The 19850-nt window shown below is 46.9% G+C and carries 28 protein-coding genes; 22 read left to right on the forward strand and 6 right to left on the reverse strand.

The features are described from left to right. Positions 1 to 27: 27 nt before the first annotated feature. Positions 28 to 390, reverse strand: coding sequence for a carboxymuconolactone decarboxylase family protein (locus GI364_RS24385; protein WP_198854258.1), 363 nt, complete (start codon positions 388 to 390; stop codon positions 28 to 30). After that, positions 380 to 607 (reverse strand): ArsR/SmtB family transcription factor, encoded by a 228-nt coding sequence (locus tag GI364_RS25025; protein WP_233096222.1) that lies wholly within the window; start codon positions 605 to 607, stop codon positions 380 to 382. Before GI364_RS25025 ends, GI364_RS24385 begins: the two co-directional genes overlap by 11 nt. A gap of 368 nt (positions 608 to 975) precedes the next feature. Between GI364_RS25025 and GI364_RS24395 the strand changes: the two genes are divergently transcribed. The 21 genes from GI364_RS24395 (at position 976) to GI364_RS24495 (ending at position 16251) form a co-directional block, all read left to right on the forward strand. Then, on the forward strand, positions 976 to 2292 hold the full coding sequence (locus GI364_RS24395; RefSeq protein WP_198854259.1) for an IS1380 family transposase: 1317 nt from the start codon (positions 976 to 978) through the stop codon (positions 2290 to 2292). Between the two features lie 376 nt (positions 2293 to 2668). Continuing rightward, entirely contained in the window at positions 2669 to 3889 is a 1221-nt protein-coding gene (locus GI364_RS24400) for an NAD(P)/FAD-dependent oxidoreductase (RefSeq protein ID WP_233096223.1), read from the forward strand. Between the two features lie 104 nt (positions 3890 to 3993). Next, positions 3994 to 4269: a carboxymuconolactone decarboxylase family protein gene (locus GI364_RS24405; protein ID WP_198854260.1), complete on the forward strand. Its 276-nt coding sequence runs from the start codon at positions 3994 to 3996 to the stop codon at positions 4267 to 4269. Positions 4270 to 4296: 27 nt separating this feature from the next. Beyond that, positions 4297 to 4596: an arsenite efflux transporter metallochaperone ArsD gene (arsD, locus tag GI364_RS24410; RefSeq protein ID WP_198854261.1), complete on the forward strand. Its 300-nt coding sequence runs from the start codon at positions 4297 to 4299 to the stop codon at positions 4594 to 4596. 2 nt (positions 4597 to 4598) lie between these two features. Next, positions 4599 to 5474 (forward strand): ArsA family ATPase, encoded by an 876-nt coding sequence (locus GI364_RS24415; protein ID WP_198854262.1) that lies wholly within the window; start codon positions 4599 to 4601, stop codon positions 5472 to 5474. Next, a complete protein-coding gene (locus GI364_RS24420; protein WP_198854263.1) occupies positions 5458 to 6387 on the forward strand; it encodes an ArsA family ATPase in 930 nt (309 codons plus the stop codon). Before GI364_RS24415 ends, GI364_RS24420 begins: the two co-directional genes overlap by 17 nt. After that, entirely contained in the window at positions 6384 to 6737 is a 354-nt protein-coding gene (locus GI364_RS24425; RefSeq protein WP_198854264.1) for a hypothetical protein, read from the forward strand. The genes GI364_RS24420 and GI364_RS24425 overlap by 4 nt, the downstream gene beginning before the upstream one ends. 69 nt (positions 6738 to 6806) lie before the next feature. Beyond that, a complete protein-coding gene (locus tag GI364_RS24430) occupies positions 6807 to 7460 on the forward strand; it encodes an FmdE family protein (protein ID WP_198854265.1) in 654 nt (217 codons plus the stop codon). Between the two features lie 17 nt (positions 7461 to 7477). Then, positions 7478 to 7810: an ArsR/SmtB family transcription factor gene (locus tag GI364_RS24435; RefSeq protein ID WP_198854266.1), complete on the forward strand. Its 333-nt coding sequence runs from the start codon at positions 7478 to 7480 to the stop codon at positions 7808 to 7810. 21 nt (positions 7811 to 7831) lie between these two features. After that, on the forward strand, positions 7832 to 9124 hold the full coding sequence (locus tag GI364_RS24440; RefSeq protein ID WP_198854267.1) for an arsenic transporter: 1293 nt from the start codon (positions 7832 to 7834) through the stop codon (positions 9122 to 9124). 34 nt (positions 9125 to 9158) lie between these two features. Next, positions 9159 to 9596 carry an arsenate reductase ArsC gene (locus tag GI364_RS24445; RefSeq protein ID WP_198854268.1) on the forward strand — a complete coding sequence of 146 codons (438 nt, stop codon included), beginning with the start codon at positions 9159 to 9161 and terminating at the stop codon, positions 9594 to 9596. A gap of 32 nt (positions 9597 to 9628) precedes the next feature. Beyond that, positions 9629 to 10063 (forward strand): arsenate reductase (thioredoxin), encoded by a 435-nt coding sequence (arsC, locus tag GI364_RS24450; RefSeq protein WP_198854269.1) that lies wholly within the window; start codon positions 9629 to 9631, stop codon positions 10061 to 10063. Between the two features lie 40 nt (positions 10064 to 10103). Next, positions 10104 to 11147: a thioredoxin-disulfide reductase gene (gene trxB / locus GI364_RS24455; RefSeq protein WP_198854270.1), complete on the forward strand. Its 1044-nt coding sequence runs from the start codon at positions 10104 to 10106 to the stop codon at positions 11145 to 11147. An 83-nt stretch (positions 11148 to 11230) separates the two neighbouring features. After that, positions 11231 to 11491: a hypothetical protein gene (locus tag GI364_RS24460; protein WP_198854271.1), complete on the forward strand. Its 261-nt coding sequence runs from the start codon at positions 11231 to 11233 to the stop codon at positions 11489 to 11491. Between the two features lie 470 nt (positions 11492 to 11961). Further along, positions 11962 to 12165 (forward strand): hypothetical protein, encoded by a 204-nt coding sequence (locus GI364_RS24465; RefSeq protein ID WP_198854272.1) that lies wholly within the window; start codon positions 11962 to 11964, stop codon positions 12163 to 12165. A gap of 13 nt (positions 12166 to 12178) precedes the next feature. Then, entirely contained in the window at positions 12179 to 12550 is a 372-nt protein-coding gene (locus GI364_RS24470; RefSeq protein ID WP_198854273.1) for a hypothetical protein, read from the forward strand. 55 nt (positions 12551 to 12605) lie between these two features. Further along, entirely contained in the window at positions 12606 to 13031 is a 426-nt protein-coding gene (locus tag GI364_RS24475; protein WP_198854274.1) for a hypothetical protein, read from the forward strand. Further along, the gene (locus tag GI364_RS24480; RefSeq protein WP_198854275.1) at positions 13000 to 13266 is read left to right on the forward strand and encodes a hypothetical protein; all 267 of its coding nucleotides are present in this window, start codon (positions 13000 to 13002) and stop codon (positions 13264 to 13266) included. The genes GI364_RS24475 and GI364_RS24480 overlap by 32 nt, the downstream gene beginning before the upstream one ends. 14 nt (positions 13267 to 13280) lie before the next feature. Continuing rightward, complete coding sequence (locus GI364_RS24485) at positions 13281 to 14924, forward strand: hypothetical protein (RefSeq protein ID WP_198854276.1); 1644 nt, start codon at positions 13281 to 13283, stop codon at positions 14922 to 14924. Beyond that, positions 14921 to 15499 carry a phage baseplate protein gene (locus tag GI364_RS24490; protein WP_198854277.1) on the forward strand — a complete coding sequence of 193 codons (579 nt, stop codon included), beginning with the start codon at positions 14921 to 14923 and terminating at the stop codon, positions 15497 to 15499. The genes GI364_RS24485 and GI364_RS24490 overlap by 4 nt, the downstream gene beginning before the upstream one ends. A gap of 104 nt (positions 15500 to 15603) precedes the next feature. Beyond that, positions 15604 to 16251, forward strand: a complete 648-nt coding sequence (locus GI364_RS24495; RefSeq protein WP_198854278.1) for a hypothetical protein — start codon at positions 15604 to 15606, stop codon at positions 16249 to 16251. A gap of 320 nt (positions 16252 to 16571) precedes the next feature. Here the strand turns inward: GI364_RS24495 and GI364_RS24500 are convergent, their stop codons facing one another. Beyond that, entirely contained in the window at positions 16572 to 16859 is a 288-nt protein-coding gene (locus tag GI364_RS24500; RefSeq protein ID WP_198854279.1) for a helix-turn-helix domain-containing protein, read from the reverse strand. A 33-nt stretch (positions 16860 to 16892) separates the two neighbouring features. Then, positions 16893 to 17126 (reverse strand): hypothetical protein, encoded by a 234-nt coding sequence (locus GI364_RS24505; protein WP_198854280.1) that lies wholly within the window; start codon positions 17124 to 17126, stop codon positions 16893 to 16895. A 453-nt stretch (positions 17127 to 17579) separates the two neighbouring features. On the opposite strand from GI364_RS24505, the gene GI364_RS24510 reads away from it, so the two are divergent. Then, a complete protein-coding gene (locus GI364_RS24510; RefSeq protein WP_198854281.1) occupies positions 17580 to 17822 on the forward strand; it encodes a hypothetical protein in 243 nt (80 codons plus the stop codon). On the opposite strand, the gene GI364_RS24515 is transcribed toward GI364_RS24510, so the two are convergent. Together GI364_RS24515 and GI364_RS24520 are read right to left on the reverse strand one after the other, a co-directional pair. Continuing rightward, the gene (locus tag GI364_RS24515; protein WP_198854282.1) at positions 17805 to 18044 is read right to left on the reverse strand and encodes a hypothetical protein; all 240 of its coding nucleotides are present in this window, start codon (positions 18042 to 18044) and stop codon (positions 17805 to 17807) included. The two genes, GI364_RS24510 and GI364_RS24515, sit on opposite strands and share 18 nt — an antisense overlap. A 771-nt stretch (positions 18045 to 18815) precedes the next feature. Next, positions 18816 to 19721 (reverse strand): NYN domain-containing protein, encoded by a 906-nt coding sequence (locus GI364_RS24520; protein WP_233096224.1) that lies wholly within the window; start codon positions 19719 to 19721, stop codon positions 18816 to 18818. Positions 19722 to 19850: the final 129 nt, after the last annotated feature.

Here is a 19850-nt window from a genome sequence, read left to right on the forward strand (position 1 = left end):
CCAAAAAAGTTGTTGTTTTTTATTTTTCTAGTTCGTTTGACCATCCTCTACGAGAAGTTTCATGGCGTCTACGGAAGCGGAGATGACGGTTGTCGCGCTCACAAATCGCGCCACAAGTAAGGCTTCCATGATTCCATCTTTCTGTATCCCTTGTCGTAAAGCACTCTTCACGTAGGTTTTGATACAGTTTTCTTGTCCGACTGCTGCCGCTGCTGTGATACTCATCAAGAGTTTGTACTTGTTTGGAATGGCGGTCTTGCTAAATAACCACTGCTTATTACTGGCATGCTCAAAAACGGCACTCTCGTCCAACTGACTGAGCAGCTCCATCGTCACCGGGCGTGCGCCGCCTTCTTTTTCCATCGCCGAAAGCAATTCTTCAATCTTCATCTTCATTTCCTCCTCGAAGTTGGTTGTCCTCATGGTGAACCAATGGCATCCGGTCCAATTTGGTTTCGTCAAGGGAATAGACTGTAAATTTCCCTTCCCGCCGTCCTTTTATCACCCCACCTCGTTCGAGAATCTTCAAGTGGTGATTGATCGTCGAGGTCGGGATCTGTAATCCCTCCACGATTTCACACAGACAGACATTTTGAACGAGTAACATGCTACAATTTTGAGCCGTGTCTCGTCCCCGAGCGCCTTATGAAAGAGGGCGAGCTCTTCCAATTCCGTATCCTGAATCAGGATGGGATAGGTTCTTTCTGCAACTCGGACGACTTCCTCAATTTCTTCGCCGACGGACAATCGCCATGGCTGGAATTGATCATTCGGGATATGCGTCCCCTCGTCTCGTGGGCAATTATATCCTGAAATATTCATAGCGTGATCTCGAAGGGGCGATGAATGCAAGCAGTGCACGGCTTTGCGAGGAATTTGATGGTTCACCCAAAAGGTGACGTGAATGCATAGGAAAAGAGCCCGACCTTTGGTAGTGTTAAGGTGCGAATCCAAACACACAAAGGGGGCTCTTTCATGAATAGCGTACAAGGATTCACTATGAACTTCAACCCAAGGATGAGAGTAAATTTCGACGGTGGGGATTTGACCTCAGACGCAGGTCTGCTTCTGTACATGGAGTTCGATCATAGAATTGGATTGTCTGATGTTGTCAGAAGCCAATTGGTTGTTCATGATTCAGCTTCGCATCGAGACCATCCGAACAGCGATGTTGTGCTACAGAAGGTATACCAGCACATTGCAGGCTACCACACCGACGACCATGCAGATGATTTGGCTGTGGAGCCATTGCTGACGACGTTGTTTGGAAAAGACCGGTTAGCTTCACAACCCACCATGTCTCGCTTCTTTGAGAAGGCGGACATTTCGACAGTCAAATCTCTGGAAAGCGTGAATCAAACGTTGCAGCAACGTGTGTATGAGATCGAACCCCGAAAGCAATTCGTATGCGACGTGGACTCTTCCGGTTTCGCAGCCTACGGCAACCAATACGGAGCGAATTTCAATGCCCACTATCAGCAGCATGGGTTTCATCCGTTGTTTTGCTTTGACGGATTGACGGGCGATTGCCTTGGTGCTGAGCTGCGTGCTGGAAATGTATATACCTCCCGTCAAGCGGTTCGCTTTATGGGCCCCATTCTGAGTCGTTATGAAAAATGGGCGCCGAACGCACTGGTTGTCGTCCGAGGGGATAGCGGGTTTGCCGATCCTGATCTATTTGAGTTGATAGAAGCCAAGCGTCATAAGTACGTCATCCGCCTCAAGTCGAATCCCCGGCTACAGTCCATTGCACAGGCCAAGGCAAACTCATTGCTTAACCCGAACAACGTACATAAGCGTGAAGTCTATTATCGGGAATTCATGTACCAGGCTGCCAGTTGGACAAAAGCTCGCCGAGTGGTGGTCAAGATGGAGCGCCCTGCCGGAGAGCTTCTGTTTCAGTTCACCTTCATCGTCACCAATATGGCGCTGCAACCTAAGAATGTAGTTCGTTTCTACTGTCAACGTGGACATATGGAGAATTTCATCAAGGAAGCGAAAAACGGGCTTGCCTGCGACAAAATGAGCAGCACCGACTTTGCGTCCAACGCCGTCAAACTGCAAATCGCCATGCTCGCATACAACATCAACAACTGGTTTCGCCGTTTGTGTCTGCCAGGAAAAATACGAACCAACCGAATGGAGACCTTGCGAAACAAGCTGGTCAAAATTGCGGGAAAGCTGGTGTATTCCGGTCGATACTGGACATGGAAACTGTGCAGTTCATGCGTCTATCGAAAGGAATTCATTCAGACCCTACACAACGTGAATCGAATACCCAAATTCACTTGAAACAATGACATTCAGCCCTGACCATTAGAAACCGCCAGTACCAAACAAGGGGGAACTGCGTCCGCATCCAACACCACATTGATCCATATCATAGCCCGCGGGGTACTAGTGAAATCGTTTGGCCACCCTCAGTACGCAGAAGCGTCGAATCCCGGCCACCCGCCGCCTTAAAGTCCCTATCTCATCCATTTTCACTGTCCTTTTCACATCGCTATGAATATTTCAGGATATAACTATATTTCTAGTTTTGTAGTTTCACAATGAACCATTTTCTCAATGGTACGTTTGGACTATGGACAACAAGCTTCCTTTGCCTGGTATGATTCCCCATTGAAAGGCGCAAACTTAACCAAAAATTAAGGTGAGGGGTTATTTTGTGAAAAAACTTGTGATTATCGGAGCTGGATTCGGGGGATTGACTGTTTTCCATCACGTCTCATCGTGGATGGATTCGCAGGATGTGGAAGTGACCGTCATTGATGAGCGAGAGACCTTCCTGGTGAAACCCTCTCTTCCCGAGGTGGCACTAGGAGAAAAGGACATTCGGGATATCACTTTCCCTCTGCGGCCCGTCATCGAGTCGTATGGGAACTTCATACGCAGTCGAGTGCACCGGATTGACCCGAGGGAGCAACAGGTGTATTTGGACGATGAAGTAAAGGTGCCGTACGATTTCCTCGTGATTGCACTGGGTGGAAAGAAGGATTTTGAGTCTGTACCTGGTTTCAGGGAACACGGTTATTCCGTATGTACAGATATCCTCGCTCCTCGACTGTATGAGGCCATAGAGAATTTCGAGCAAGGAAACATCCTGATTGGGTCTGCGCCTATGCTGTCCGGGACACGTGTCAAAGATGTCCCCCATCTGGAAACGGCTTGTGAAGGCCCAGTTGGGGAAGTCGCGTTTATGATTGACAGTGAGTTGCGAGAGCGTGGAATTCGAGATCAAGCTCGCATCATCTGCTATAGCCCGGCAGAAATTTTCTTTGAAGATGTGGGCGACAGAGTTCACGAGGCGTTTGAAGGACTGGCCAGGAAACATGAAGTCGAGGTCGTCACCAACAAAGTCATCGACAGAATCGAAAAAGACCATGTCGTGTTCAAGGATGGGTCAACGCTTTCCTCCGCCCTGACCGTCTTAATCCCTACGTATCGCGGACCGGACGTCATTACGCAATCTGGCCTAGGAGATGAAGCCGGTTTTGTGCCTACAGATGAAAATTTTCAGCACCTCGATTACGAGAATATTTTCGCCATTGGTGATGTGGCGTCACGAACGGTGCCAAAGCTTGGGCATCTCGCCGTAGAGCAGGGAAATTTGGTGGCTAGTTTGCTCCGCCAACGGATGACAGGATACGGAGAGACTTACGACTATGAACCAGAAGTATTCTGTATCATGAACATGGGGCGCGGGAAGGCCATGCTAATCCGCTCGAACACCCTATGGGGAGGTAATACTGACATCTCCTATCACAGTGCCATGTCACATCTTATGAAGTCTTCGTTTGATACGTATATGGTGAAGTTCAAAGGAAAGATGCCCCCACAACTGGCACAACGTCTGCTCAATGTATACCTAGAACGTTTTCAAAAATAGCACGCGACAGGAAAGGATTTTTCCGACTGGTCTTGCAAAATGAATTCTTGTCGCATAGTATATAAGTATATTTTTATATAACATTACAAAGATGGTCATTCGGATTGAATGAACTCACAGAGGAACTGATTCAGGTGGCGGCCACCGTGGCTGTGGGATGTACTTCCTGTTTGGAGTATCACGTACCCAAAGCAAGAGAGCTTGGGGCGCGTCATGCAGACTTGCAAGAAATCCTTGCTCTGGTTCGCCAGGTCCAGCTCATTGCCACCATGAGGGCGGATGACTTTGCGGAGGACATGTTCCGTTCCAGGAAGAAGGAATTGAACGTGGTGACGGAAGGTTCGTCATGCGGGTGTGGCTCGGGAAGCTGTTGCTCCTAATTTGGATATTTGAAGGAGGATTCGGGAATGAAAATCGACTTTTTTGATCCTGAAATGTGTTGCTCGACCGGGGTGTGTGGTACCTCTCCAGACCCGGAATTAATTCGCGTAGGTGAGATGGTGGAGAAGCTCAAGACGGACGGCCACACCGTGGCCCGTCACATGCTGAGCCGGGATTCGGCGGCGTTCACTTCGAACAAGGACGTATATGAAACCATGTTGAAGCAAGGCTTGACAGTGTTACCGATAGTCACTGTGGATGGGGAAATTCGATCCATGGGTCGCTATCCGCAAATGGATGAATTGTTTGCAGCAAGGGAGTCCTAATCATGACCCAGTATCTTTTCTTTTCCGGGAAAGGCGGTGTCGGAAAGACTTCCCTTTCTTCCGCAACGGCCGTCATGTTAGCGAAGCAAGGTGCGAGGACGCTGCTCGTCACCACGGATCCGGCTTCGAACTTAGGAGACGTGTTTGGGCAAGAAGTGGGTCTCGAAGCCCGAGCGGTTCAAGGCGTTCCGTATTTGTTCATTCAGGAGATTAACCCGAATCAAGCCCTACAGACCTATAAAGACCGGGCCTTGGCTCCTCTTCGAGAGTTATTTCCGGAAGAGTTCGTGCAGGCTGCGGAAGAAAAGATGAGTGGGCCTTGTACGGAGGAAATCGCAACCTTTGACCAGTTTATCGCTTGTATGCATCAGCCTGACTATGAATGGGTGGTGTTTGATACGGCACCCACAGGGCACACACTACGCTTGCTGGAATTGCCGAGCAGTTGGAGTTTACACATTGAGGAAAGTACGCAAGGAAGCGGGCAGACATGTATCGGCAGTGTGGATGCGCTTGCGGCATCCAAGGAACAATATGACAACGCGGTGCGCGCGCTGCAAGACTCGGACACAACTACGTTTGTGTTTGTCACACAGCCCGCCCGACTGCCGATGGATGAGATGCTGCGTTCCGCAAATGAACTACAGAAACTGGAGATTTCAAATCAGGTCGCGATTGTGAACGGGGTCATCCCGGAAGACGAACGGACCCACCCGTATTCTAGTCGCAGGTGGCAGAAGCAAGAACCGTTTATTCAAGACCTGAGGTCTCGCTTTGCAGGTTCGATTGGGTACATGCCTCTCTATGCAGATGAGGTCAAAGGGATCGCGATGTTGGAACAAGTCGGGAGGGATTTACAACATGCCATTCAACTATGATCAGCTCCCTGCCGACCTACTGCTGCCTCGGGGCGATAAGCGCCGGAGAATTTTCCTGGCTGGAAAAGGGGGCGTAGGAAAAACGACGCTCGCGTCTACAACGGCGTTGTTTGCAGCGGACCAAGGCTTCAAAACGTTGCTTGTGACCACCGATCCCGCGGCTCACATCGGGAACGTGTTCGGTGAAACGGTTACCTCAGTCCCACGTCAAATTTCCGGCTCGAATCTATGGCTGGTACGAATTGACCCAAAGGTGGCGTTTGACGCCTACCGTCATCAAGTGCTGGACTCGCTGGAACATCAGTTTCAAGACACGGAGACCGTCGAACGCGTCAGTGAAGAACTGAATTCCCCCTGCACAGAAGAAGTGGCTGTCTTTCAGGAATTTCTTGACTACGTGTTGAGTGATGAGTTTGATGTGACCGTGTTTGATACGGCCCCGACGGGTCACACCGTCCGCCTTCTGCAGTTGTCTTGGGATTACGAAGAAGAGCTAGAGCATAAGGATGCCTTTACGGCAGAAACCGCGGCTTTGGACGATGCTCAATTGGCTCGGATGAATACAGCAATTCGTACGTTGCAAGATCAAGATGAAACGGGGATGTTGTTCGTCACGTTGCCGGAATCGACGCCCATTGCGGAAATGGAGCGAGCGATTGCGGATTTAGAACGAACCCACATTTACACGCAAGGCATTATAGTGAATCAAGTACTTCCCGAAGAGGCTGCGACCAGTCGCTTGTTTGGTAAGCGCTTGGAATTGCAAATGGGGCACATTGACCGATTGAAAAAACGCAACACTAACCGAACCATTGCTGTTGCGACCTTGCAAGACGATGAAATCATTGGCGCGGAGCTCTTGAAACGATTCGCGAATGAAATGATTGAAACATCGAAGGAGACGATACGATGAGTGGGAAAATTGCGATAGTGATTAACTCTGGATGGGACCAAAAGGACAAGGTAACGTCGGGGATGCATGTAGCCAAACGGATTTTTGACGCGAGGGAAGAAAATCAAATTGATGCCGTGGAGGTCTTCTTGTTCACGGGGGCCGTAAAGTTACTCGAATCCGTTCCACCAGAAGTAGACAAGACTTTGACCGAACTAAAGGAAGCGGGTCTTATCGTTGGCGCTTGCTCGAATCAAGTGAACAACTGGAAACTGACGGATCCCGCCACCAAGTACAGCATTAACCTGGAATTTGCCCGTGATGCCTTCTCCCGTTACGCACGGGAAGGATATACCGTGTTAACGTTCTAAGGGGAATAAGGCCCGACTGGAGTGGTCGGGCCTTTTTGTCCAACAAAGGTCTTGGAGAGTGTGGATGGAATGACGCAAATGGATGATGAATTATGGTACTGGAGTGTAGACGCGCAGACCGCACCTTATCTCCCGGTTTTTCAAGTGCGAGATACAGAATCGAGCCATGGCCGGTACGCTAAAGGAATCAAGCAAATTCACGGAATCGACCTCGTTCGATTTCACGGCCACCCCTGTGATGGTCTCTTTCGCGGAATGTACGCCATGTCACTCGCTTTGCAGTCTCTTTTCCCTGACGGAGTGGTGGACCGAACAGACTTGCGCTTTCTGTCTCGAAATAGCCCCTGTCTCGGGGATGTAGGTGCCTACCTCACGAGAGGACGGGTGCGTTTTGGAACGCAAGATGTGCGCAGTCGACCGGGAGTATGGTACATCGTCCAACGTGGTTCCACAGGAAAGACCGTTGAAGTTGTGGAAGAAGAAGGATTTTTTCCACGCGAAATTATGGACATGGAGTCGCGACTTCCTACCCTTTCGGAGCAGGAAAAAAGTGAAGCCGTGACGACTCTCAAACAACTGCAAGAGGACTGGCTACGAAACAGCCTGTTTCCGTCGCGGCCAGAGGAGCACTATGTTGTGCGTGAGATTGATTTTGTATGGGAAGACGTGCCTTATGTACACAAAGGCACACGGACGGATGTTCTATATAAAGATGTTCTGTAAACAGAGGTGAACAACCATTGACGAGCACATTTGAAGAATTAGCAGAAGTCTACAAGGCCCTTGCAGATAAAACGAGGCTACACATGATAGCCCTGTTGGCGCTTGAAGAGCTATGTGTATGTGAACTGGTCGCCATTTTTGACATGTCTCAACCGGCGATCTCACAACACCTGCGTAAACTAAAACAAGCAGGACTGGTCAAAGAACGCAAAACAGCACAATGGGTCTACTATTCCTTGGACAACTCGAAGTTCTCGTTACTGCAGAACATTGTAGACACCTTGCCCGATGTAGAGAATGAGATTGAGCTCTTAAAATCGAAAGGATTACGGGTGCAGTGCACCTTATAGGAACCGGTTAGGAGCGACGGCATGGTTTACCTGGCATTTGGGATTTTCCTGTTGACATTGGTTTTGGTCATTTGGCAGCCTAAGGGTTTGTCGATAGGGTGGAGTGCACTTGGGGGCGCGATACTTGCTCTTGTACTCCGGGTCGTGACCTTGAAGGATGTGGTGGAAGTAACGCGAATCGTCTGGGATGCGACACTCGCGTTCGTTGCCATTATTATTATCTCTACGATTCTGGACAAGATTGGGTTCTTTGAATGGGCAGCATTGAAAATGGCCCATGCGGCAAAAGGAGATGGGCGTAAGGTATTTTTCTACGTCACGGTTCTTGGAGCCCTGGTAGCTGCGTTTTTTGCGAACGATGGGGCCGCTTTGATTTTAACCCCTATCGTACTCGAAAAAGTGCGCGTGCTACGGTTTGATATGAAACGAATGATCCCGTTTATTATGGCCAGCGGGTTCATTGCTGATACGACTTCGTTGCCGCTTGTGGTCAGTAATCTGGTGAATATTGTTTCAGCAGATTATTTTCACATTGGGTTTATAGACTACGCGCTCCACATGGTGGTACCCGACCTATTCGCCTTTCTCGCGAGTGTCCTCATGTTGTACTTGTTCTTTGGCAAAGACATTCCAAAATCCTATGACCCTGCCTACTTAAGTCGACCGCGTGAGGCCATTGTTCACGAGGGAATGTTTCGAGCCTCATGGGTCATTCTCATGATTCTATTGGCAGGATACATCGTTACACAACTGTTGCACATTCCTGTCTCCGTCGTCGCAGGGATCATCGCCATCGTGTTTCTGTTTGCTGGAGCTCGGACAAGGGTTATTCAACCTTGGCAGGTCATTCGAGAAGCCCCCTGGGCCATTGTGGTGTTTTCGATTGGGATGTATGTGGTGGTGTATGGACTTCGTAACGTGGGCCTAACCACGATTTTGGGTCACGTGATCCAGTCCTCCACGACCGGTGGCTTGTACGCTGGAACTCTGGCGATGGGCTACCTTGCGGCCCTATTGTCCAGCATCATGAACAACATGCCTACGGTTATGATTGATGCCTTGGCCATACACTCAACACAAACCGTTGGAATCATGCACCAGGCACTGGTCTATGCCAATGTCATCGGCAGCGATTTGGGACCGAAAATTACACCGATTGGGTCTTTAGCAACCTTGTTGTGGTTGCATGTTCTCGGTAAGAAAGGAATCCGTATCCCCTGGGGGCAGTATTTCAAGACCGGAATTGTTTTAACCGTGCCGGTCTTGTTTGTAACTTTATCCGGACTATATCTCTGGATGAGGGTCCTTGGGTAGAGTAGATTCGTCAAGCATTGTGGGGGGATGTTAGGTGGGTGAACCAGTCAAAATCTACTTTATCTGCATTTTCAATCGTGCTCGGAGTCAAATGGCAGAAGCTTTCGCGAAGAAATACGGCGGGGACCGTGTCGCCGTATCGAGCGCGGGTGTGGACGGAGCAAAGGAAATTCACCCGATGACGGTCGAGGTCATGAAAGAAGTTGGAATCGATATCTCGCAAAACAAGTCGAAGACGCTCAACATGAAAACCTTCGTCGATTCCAATCTCATTGTGAAACTATGTGAAGAAGCCCATGAACGGTGTCCCATTGTCCCATTTGGAATTCAAAATGAGCAATGGGATATTGTGGACCCCGTTCCAAAGGTAGGTTCAGAACCAGACATGGAATCTTTCCGTAAGGTAAGGGATGAGATTGAAAGGCACGTAAAAGGGCTCTTGCACCGATTGGGAATTCACGAAACGGTTTGATGGCATCTAAATTTGCTTAAGGAGAGATGGATATGAAAAAACCGATTGTTTACTTTATTTGCACGGGAAACTCGTGCCGTTCACAAATGGCCGAGGGCTGGGCACGTCATTTTGCTGGGGATAAGGTAACCGTACTGAGTGGCGGAATCGAAGCACATGGTCTGAATCCAAGAGCCATACAAGTGATGCAAGAAGCTGGGATAGATATGTCTAATCATACGTCGAACTTAATCGATAACGACGTATTGAACCAGTCTGACTATGCCATTACCTTATGTGGTGATGCGTATGACAAGTGTCCGGTGACACCGCCCCACGTGAAACGCCTGCACTGGGGGTATGAAGACCCCGCGCGGGCCACGGGTACGGAGGAAGAAATCATGGACAAGTTTCGGGAGGTCCGAGATGCCATACGGGACCGCGTTCGTGAGTTTATGATTGAACTCACCAAGACACCGCAGTCTTAAGGCAGTTACCTATAAGTGGGTCGAGATAGGAGAGACCAAGATGACCACAGTAGGAGAAAACGGTGCACTTCATAACAAAGAACAGGGAGTGGAATCCATACTCTTTGGGGTTTCAACCGTGAAGCAGACTATAGAGACGTATGATTTAGTGATCATTGGTGGGGGTCCCGCAGGCTTGTCGGCTGGGGTTTATGCAGCACGGGCAAACTTAAGGACGCTGATTCTTGAAAAGGGATTACCGGGCGGACAAATGCAAAACACCTTGGAAGTCGAGAACTATACAGGCATGCAAATGATTTTGGGACCAGAATTATCCGAGTCGATGCTCGCGCATGCGGATCATCTGGGCGTGGAATTTAAGATGGCCGATGTCCAGAGGATAGATATGCACGGAAATCCCAAGACCCTGTTTACCTCAGAAGGCGAATTCAAAGCGAAAGCAGTGCTGATCGCGACGGGGGCAACGCCGAAGAAACTGGGTATTCCTGGTGAAGATCGTTTGAGCGGACGCGGAGTTAGTTGGTGTGCTGTATGTGACGGTGCGTTCTTCAAGAACAAGAAAATTGCCGTTGTAGGTGGAGGAGATAGCGCCATTGAGGAAGGCACATTCTTAACCAAATTCGGTGAATCTGTCTCGGTGATTCATCGCCGTGACAAACTACGGGCGCAGCCAATATTACAAGAACGGGCTTTTTCTTCGGAAAAAATGGACTTCATCTGGAACCACAAGGTTGTGGAGATCTTGGGCGAAAATCGAGTCAGTGGAATCCGGATTCAGCATGTTGAGACTGGAGAGGAACAAGAAATTGAAATGCATGGGGTGTTCATTTACGTCGGCTTTACACCCATGACGTCATTCATCTCACATCAGGAAATTCTTGACCAAGACGGCTATATCATCACGGATGAAGATATGCAGACGTCGATTCCGGGCATTTTCGCCGCTGGGGATGTGCGCCCGAAGGGACTGCGCCAAATCATCACCGCCGCTTCCGATGGCGCGATAGCAGCCATGACCGCATATCACTACATCGAATCCCTGGCTGACGCAGAACCCGCTAACGTGACGCAGAGTCAAGCCTAACTGGCGCCTTGGTTTGTGTGAGTACAGGTTTAAGACTGAGCATACGTCGAAAAAAGTTAGAAGGGACGATAAGGATGAGCAAAATGAATGAGATTAGTACTGTATGTGAAGGGGAAAAGGGAGTAGAGGTTGTACTCTCCGGCGATGTGACTGTGAAGCAGACATTACAGATGGTCGAAGAGTGTTCAACGGGCTCGTGTAGTTGCTGTACACCAACGTTCATGGAGCAAATTACGAAAATCGATGTTGCTGGCCAAGACGGTGAAGTCCGAATCCAGATTGAAGGTAACGTAAAACTCGAAGAAATAGAAAAGAACCTGAGTTCTTGTAACAAGGAAGTCTAATTACGATTCATGCGGCCCCAATGACCTATGCGCTATGAATGCAGGTCATGGGGCCGTGTTTTTAAGCCATGTAATAGCACAAGTCTTACAGCATTTATGGGGTAGGAACTCGCTATTAAAAAAATGACTAGATCATACGCAAATGGTATTGGACTAAAGGGGGACGAATGCGACAGAAGCCTAGGCACAGAGACCGTATAAATACACGAAACGCGGTATATTCAAAACCGCGTTTCTTAATGTTAGCGTAGAAAAAAACGAAGATTCGAATCCATAAATTGTCTTAGCGTGGGTTTTGCGTCATTTTGTTGGCGGTACCCCAAGAAGCAAACCGGACGAAACATGATTTCTGATTTCTTCGGATAAGGGACTCGAGAACAATCGGTCAGAAGCCAGATATGGATTTTGATTCAGCGTGGGCCACTTCTTCAATGAGGTGGTCCTTTCGAATTTTAAAGGAGGACATCGCAATGAAAGACCTATGGATGCTTGCCGGCACAGAAAAATATAAGGATTGCGAACCTGGTATGTGGTGCAACGTCTGCAATGAGCAACGAGATAGGGAAGATACATTCTGCTTTGAATGTGGACATGAGCTTGAAAAAGTCCTGGTCGGTCCGATGATTGACGCTCCTGGTCAATACCGTGAACGTCACTTACATCTCGTTAAATGAGGGGGGTCAAGACTTGGAAGTACAAGCACATGCACTGTATCGAGCACTAAAGTCACTTGCTCCTGTTCCGAAGACATTCGAAATTGAGGAAATTACGGAGTACACAGACACATTGACGGGTAAAGTCACGCGGAAGAAGAAACGCCGCAAATATCCCGTTATTGTTGTCAAATTCGATGGACATGAAATGACTGTTGAGTACTACTCCTTGCGCAGCGTGATAAAAACTCTCGGAAAAAAGACCATTCGCATCTATTCTCGAGGACAATTTTTAGATGTCGATTATCAATCGGGCAGCCTGTCACTGGTTCCGCTGGAAGCCACCTCAGACATGGTATTCAATCTAAAAACATTATCAGTTGAACAGGCAAAGGAGGTGGTTTGACCATCTGTAGGATTTGTACCAACCCTATTTCAAATAACGGAAGGATTGATTAAGAATGGCAGTAGCAATGGCAGACATGCCAGATAACCTCAGTAAGAAGGACGAAATGGAATGGATCATGGCGCGAATCAAGGTCGCTGAGAAGCGTATTGAGCGGTTAGAGGAACCACAGAAGAATAAAAAGCCGCAATTTGAGTTTGCTGACACTGACGGCATTCATAGTACTGAGTCGGAATTTGACTTAGCAGAACAAATAGAAAAGAATTCTCTTCCTCCAAATGCAATTGACTTGCGGTCCGTAAGTGATGCATACGAACGGGAGCGGCCAAATTGGACGTCAATGGGCAGAGAAATACAACCCACATTATCGAAACAAAAAATAAGCACATCAGAAGCCTCCAGGTTCTCACCTGGGGGCTTTTACATTCAACTGAAAGGAGTTGCTAGTGATGTTTGGATTGCAGAAGGAATCAACGAATGAAGAAGTCTTTAGATTGTCATGTGAGCTTAATGATACAGCTGAAGAAATTTGGGGGATCAAAGCCGAAATGGAGCGCTTGGGACTTACACCGAAGGGAGCCGATATTTCGCGTGTGAAGAGCTCCAGATGGAGGAAAAAAGTCCTTGGTTTAATTAAAAAATCGGATGAGTTGGTTAAGAAAGGTGAAAAAATTAGGGATCGATTAGCAGAACTAGAGGTACCGATTGAAAAATAACTGGAGGTGAGCGTGTGATTGAAACAATAAAATCCTACTTGGTGGATCTCGGTTTTAGCGTCGATAAGAGTTCATATGAAAAGACGAAAAAGACTGTTGGGGAATTGGAGAAAGGGCTTGGCAAATTCACTAGTAATACGGTGAAGGGAATGACTAAGGCAGGCGCGGCCATGGCGGCATTTGGGGTAACAGCTGCAGCAGCAACTGCAAAGTTTCTTAACGGGCTTGGAGATCAGAACATCCAAATGCAAATTCTCAGTCGGCAGTTATGGACGACGGAGAAGCAGGCAAATGCGTTCTCACTTACGTTGAAAGCCATGGGCACCAATTTGAAGGATTTATATCTTAGTCCTACGCTGATGCAACAGTACCGGCAACTGCATTCAGCAGCCTCACAGATGGGGACTCCGGGGAACTATCAGCATGAAATGCAGCAGATTCAAGGTGTGCAGTTGCAATTGAGGCAGATGCGACTTGAAGCGTATTATGCGTTGCAGTGGATTGGATATTATTTCGTGAAGTATTTCAGTGGTCCGATGACCAAAATTCATTCTGCGTTGAAGTCTGTAAATCACATGATCGTGAAAGGCATGCCGGTATGGACCAAACGTGTTGCAGCCGTGATGTATTCCTTCGTAACTGCAGGTGAAGAGATAGCCAGAGCCATAAAGAAGATTTATGACAAAGTGAAATCGTTTGCCAACAATTTGCCCAAATGGGCAAAGAAAGCGGCGGCGGCAATCGCCATTATTAGCCTGGCAATGAATACAACCCCCTTTGGAAAGTTCATGATGGCACTTGGCGCTGCCCTTCTACTGCTGCAAGATTTCCTAACTTACCTTAAAGACCCCAAAAAGGCGGCATTAACGCCACTTTGGAACGAGCTCATGAAAATTAAAGGGGCCCTTAAAGAAGTCGGCAAAGCCGTGGCCAGCTTCACCGTTGCATGGGTGATTTATAAGGGCATATTGAAAGCTACAACCATCATGTGGGGGATCTATGAAGCTGCGATCATAGCCGCAACAGAGGCACAAGGAGCTTATCTAGCCGTCCAGAGCGCAGCAAATGCATTGATGGCAGTTTTTGATGTGGAAGTTGATTCTAACTTGGCTGTCATTATCATCGCAGCCATCGTTGCAGCTATTGCAGGATTGGTGATAGGCATCATTGAGCTTATCAAGCACTGGAAGGCTGTAAAAAGAGCAGCAGGCGATGCGCTCAACTGGATCAAGAAACACGTCATGGACATTCTGCCGTTCCTCGGTCCTGCTGGATGGGTCGCCATGGGCATCATCGAGCTTGTAAAGCACTTTGGGCAACTGGAGAAAATAGGCGTAGCCGTCTGGCATATGATCAAAAACGAAGCTGTCAAAGCCATTAATGGGATGATTACGCAGATCAACAAACTGATTCGATTTATCGACCACATCCCAGGCATCAGCATCCCACAACTGAACAAATTGAAAGTTGCGGTCCAGGGTACAGTTGCATCTGCTCCCTACGCTTACGGAGCATCGTCCAGTTCGGTGAGCAACAGCACAACCATTCATGCGAATCAGACCAACAATATCTACGGCAGTAATGCAAACGCCATTGGTGCCAGTGTCGCGAATGGATACAATCGACATCTCTATAATATCCGGGGGGCGATTGGATGAGTCAGTCGCCAATTTTGGACTTAACACAGGAACCCATCAGGAGTTATGTGTATGCCAAGACGAATATAGGCGGATGGTTTTTCGATGCGGTTCTGCATACAAATCACAGCAGTACATTGACCATCACAAGCCATCCGGTCCAACTTGGATCGACGCTGTCTGACAACGCCTACTTGCAGCCGAGGAGATTGAGTCTCAGCATCGGCATGACAGATGTAGCGCAGAGTTTTATACCGGGTCAGTTTGACAACGGATCATCTCGCTCTGTGCAGGCTTATGAAGTGCTCAAACAATTGCAGGAGTTGCGGATACCGGTCCAGGTGTACACGCGCTTGGGACTATACAAAAACATGCTTGTGGAGACACTGACAGCGCAAGAAGACCACACAACAGTGCATAGCCTGAAGGCCACAGTGGACCTGAAAGAGGTACTTGTGGCTACTGTCACGGTTGTGAAAATAAGTGCCAATCCAGCGGTGACAAACTCTTCAAACAAAGGTACACGGCAGCCTCAACAAGTACCCGACTCAATTTTAAAGCAAGCTGGTAATTTATTAAACGGAATCGGCTTGTAGAAATATGATTGACTTCAGTGCGCCTCCATGTTTTGAGGATATGTACAGGAACGGACGGTGCCTAGCAGAATATCTGGAGTAACATGGATGCGTAGGAGGTATTTATGAAATTATTCAGGAGGAAACGTGGTCAAGAAGAGACGTCAAGTGGCTGGAGAGAAGCGTTTAGTCACTCCGGACACGGAATAAAAGTAGATCGGCCTAAGTTACCTAGGAATATGGAACTGTTCGTTCATTTAGGGGTGCCGAAAGAGACTAGGAAAAGACTTCAGCATTTACTTATGAAATATTGGACGGTACGTCCGGAGTCATTAGTTGACGACTTTTTGGAGATTGCATTCTCTCACGCAACCAAACTGATATTTCCAGGAGAACTAAGAGAAACTGTGTTGAAACACTATGACAATCCTCCGACTGCAGACGCTTTGCAAAGGGAGTGCGCGGCGGTCTATGTTCGCCACGAAATGAATAGATGGCGCCAAAGATCAGATTTAGAGAAATGGGCCAACGAGATGGGAACAGCATTTGTCAAATGGAGAACTTGTCAGGATGAACGTGTGTGCCCCGTGTGTCAAGGATATGAAGATGTTCTATACCCAATATCCAAAATACCGGAGTTGCCCGCGTGTTGGGATTGTCGATGCTACTACGAACCGGTCGTTGATATGAAGTATCTGCAGTGGCCTCGGAAGGTCTATTCGAATGGGAAGGTTTCGATGATGGAACGCAAGGAATTCGAGCAATTATTTTAGATGACACAGCTGACACCTTAAAACGGCGGCAGCTGCAGAAAGTGAATTAAGTGACATGTTAGCTACGCTGTTAGCAAATGTTAATATTTCCGCGCGCGCTAGGGGCACGTCTGTTGACTAATGTTGACATCCTCGCGCGCGTGAAAGAGTTAAAAATGAGACAGAACAGAAAAGCGAATTTAGCGCCACATTAGGAAACGTAAGGGGTGTGGCAACTACTGATGTGCTGGTCAACAGTGTGTTTAAACCGGGAAGGAAGTACTGCTTCAAGACGGAATCCGCATCGCTAGCGAATTACTAACGGTGCGGCCTTACAGTGCTCAGTTACTTGGACCTCTTCCTGTTTCATCTAACCATTCAAATAATCTGTCTCGTGGAATCAGAATGACCTTATCAAACTGTCTAGCTGGAAATCCAGGCTGTTTGACTAACTTGTACATCGTATTGCGACCTACGCCGAGAATCTTCATAGCATCTTGAATTCTTAAAACAGCAGGAAACTCGTGGTCTTCGGAGTGGGTCGAAGCTATGCGTTCCAACTTGTCTGTAACCTTCTCTAGGAGTTCAGTCAACTGCGTTAGTTCGGTAAGAAATTTTTCGACGCTCATCAACGTTACCTCCAGTCCATCACTGAAGTTTGGTTATGACAGATTTGAATCCTTCGATCTAACTATTACCTCGTACCCCATAAATTCAGCAACCTTCATAAAATCTGCAACGCGCAAGGAGTTGTTAGCTACTGCAGACCGAAAGGTGGTCTCTTTGATGTTGAGGCTGCGCGCAGTATCCGCCAGGCTATCCACCCCGGCTTCGGCCATCATGATTTTTAATACGCGCTTCATATCGGTTTCAGCAAGATTCATTTCTCTAGTCAATCTAACGCACCTTCTTTCAATGTACATCATATCAACGATATAATCGTTAGTAAACAAAATATATCACTTATAAGACCTGTATTTCGTTTTATATCGTTGACACAACGAAATAATCATTGTATAATTGAAATATAAGAAGCAGATTATACAAAGGGAAGGGGACGTTTGACATTAAAACAGGATTATTGCAGGATTTCTGCTTCACAACGCAGTTGATGAATGGACTCTCGGATTTGATGGAATCAGTGGTCGAAGATGAAATGTACACGAAGGTGGAAATTTGTAAAGATGTTATGAAATTGATGAAGCTTGTTGAGGACCATACACCTGAATTGTCAGACTTACGGAAGGCAATGAATATCTAGCGTGCCTTGGTTTAATCTAACACAAGAGAAACCGTGCTTAATTGATAAGACATATCGAATTCAAGAAACCAACATGGGAGGAATTCAAATGTCAGAACAGGTGGAATCTATCAAGGGACCCGATGAACTGCAGGGTGTGACTGTATCGGAGAGAGTTCTAACGGACTTTGCCTTCAAGTCTGATGTGGTAGGTCAATTGGCGGATGTCATGCACTCACTTGCCTTTGATGAAGCTTACGATAAGAGCGATGCATATAACCAAATTCTCGAGGTCGTCGAATTTGTAAACGAGAACATGCCAATGCCGAGGCTGTTAAGAAGCTCGCACTAAATCAAATGGATGAGATTCGACGAGGGCTGCACCAGATGCGGTCCTCGTTTTTTTACGTGTAATGAGAGCCATTTTGGATTGCGGTGATATAACACTATCGTTCATTCTGTTCAGCCTTCTGGCGATGGAAGCAAAGGACTTAATTGGGTTCTTAAAGCGTAAAGTTGCTATGCCGATTCCGACATTAACCCCTTCAAACGATTCGTTCACCAATTTTGCCATAAGTACCACCCCCGACTGTATGTTTTTCGCCAGAAACGCAAAGTGCGCCATGGGCCTACTGGCCTTCGGGAGCGAAGCCCAACGCAATGAACGAAAGTATAATTTCAATACTCCAATTATATCAAAACAGTGGAAGTTTACATGAATTTTGCCATCCACCGGGGTTGTTGAGTGTACAACTACTGTATTCACTCAATAGAGGTGGAGAATGATCAAAGTGGTTATAGTCACGAGATCTAGTTAACATAATCATGAATATGAGGATGGAAAGAGAACGATTAAGGGACCGTTGGAGACCAAGCGAAAGCAACCCGTATTTTTACACGAGCATAGTGCCTCTTTTCCCGTGGAAAAATCGCTGTTTTTTGTACCGTACTTACGTGATGTAAGTATAGTGGTGGCAACGGATGAGGGGCTAAAAAATAGGCGAACCCACCAGAAGAATTATAACAAGAACCATTCGTCGTGATACTTCTTGTTATAATGGACCCCCTTCAAATCGAAAAACATCCCCCTTTTCAAGGTGCGAAACAGGTCACGATTGGTGACATAATTCAAGGGGAGGTGCCACCAGAAATCATTTGTCGTACCACCGATATTTTTACGAAAAAACAGGCTTAGCGAGTATTGTGTGTGGAGTAACCATTTTTTGTGCCGTGCTAGTTCCTTGCTCTGAATAAAAGGAAACGGCAGAGGAATGGCCCCTGCCGTTTCAAGCGAATTTTTTCAAAGCGAATTAAAATGTATCTAAAATATAGATTAAAATACTGACTAAGTCAAATCTGTTGGAGCTACTTCTCTGAGTTCTGTAATGATCTTTCTCCCATTTTCAGTAATTGAAATACTTGGCTTGGATCCCTTATCTGTAGGTCTATTTTCAGTAGATATACTTCCTGTAGACTGTAAGTATTCAATTACTTCACTGGCAACATCTGATGGAATAGAAAACTTTTCTTGAAACCGTACTTTCAACCACGATGTTCCTAGCCAACGATCTGTTTTGTGTCCAAATTGCTGATGCCATTCTTCAATAAACATTAATGAATCGAACGCATATTTTTCAACATCGTATTGTTGAATCTCTACATTCAAGAACTCTAATAAATCAACGCTGTGATGAGCAAACCTGGTCATGTCAATATGTTTAGGTGCAGCACTCGATAGATAAAAGAGTTCAACTCTCTTTCCTTTATACATCAAACGACTTAGCACAGGTATCATATCGCTGTCGGCAGTAACAATTACATAACAGGATATATTTGAATCCTTATATGTACTTTCAATGACATCGATGCTCATTTCAATATCGGAAGCGTTTTTTCGATAGTCACCAGATTTGTCATTTGAGTACACGTGACGAATTTGAACTCTCTTTCTCTGTAAACTGGTGAGGCTCGTCTTGACTTTTTCATAATCGGCATAGGATCGGAACGTTCGAATATGGTCTTGTCCATAAAATTCCCAGAGTTGAGCAAACAAATTCTTGGTGAGTTCTGAATCATCGGGGTCATGACCATATGAATTCATAAGGGTCCAATATACGTTGTCATAATCGACATATATTGCGACGTTATCCCTTTTTTGGTCTTCAAAACTTTTCTTTGCTGTACCAAAAAAATTTTCAAAGAAAGACGACATCTCAGGTTCTGAATTAAATGGTAATGCTTTATCATCCATAGAATCCCTCCATTCTTAGAAGTATTATACAACAGGTCTGATGTGGAATGGTGCACGAGAGGACTAACATTCTGCGTAGAACCTTCCTTCTGCGCAACTTGTGGGGATAAATTGATCAGTTGTGATGTT

Source organism: Alicyclobacillus sp. SO9 (assembly GCF_016406125.1).
Lineage (GTDB): Bacteria > Bacillota > Bacilli > Alicyclobacillales > Alicyclobacillaceae > SO9.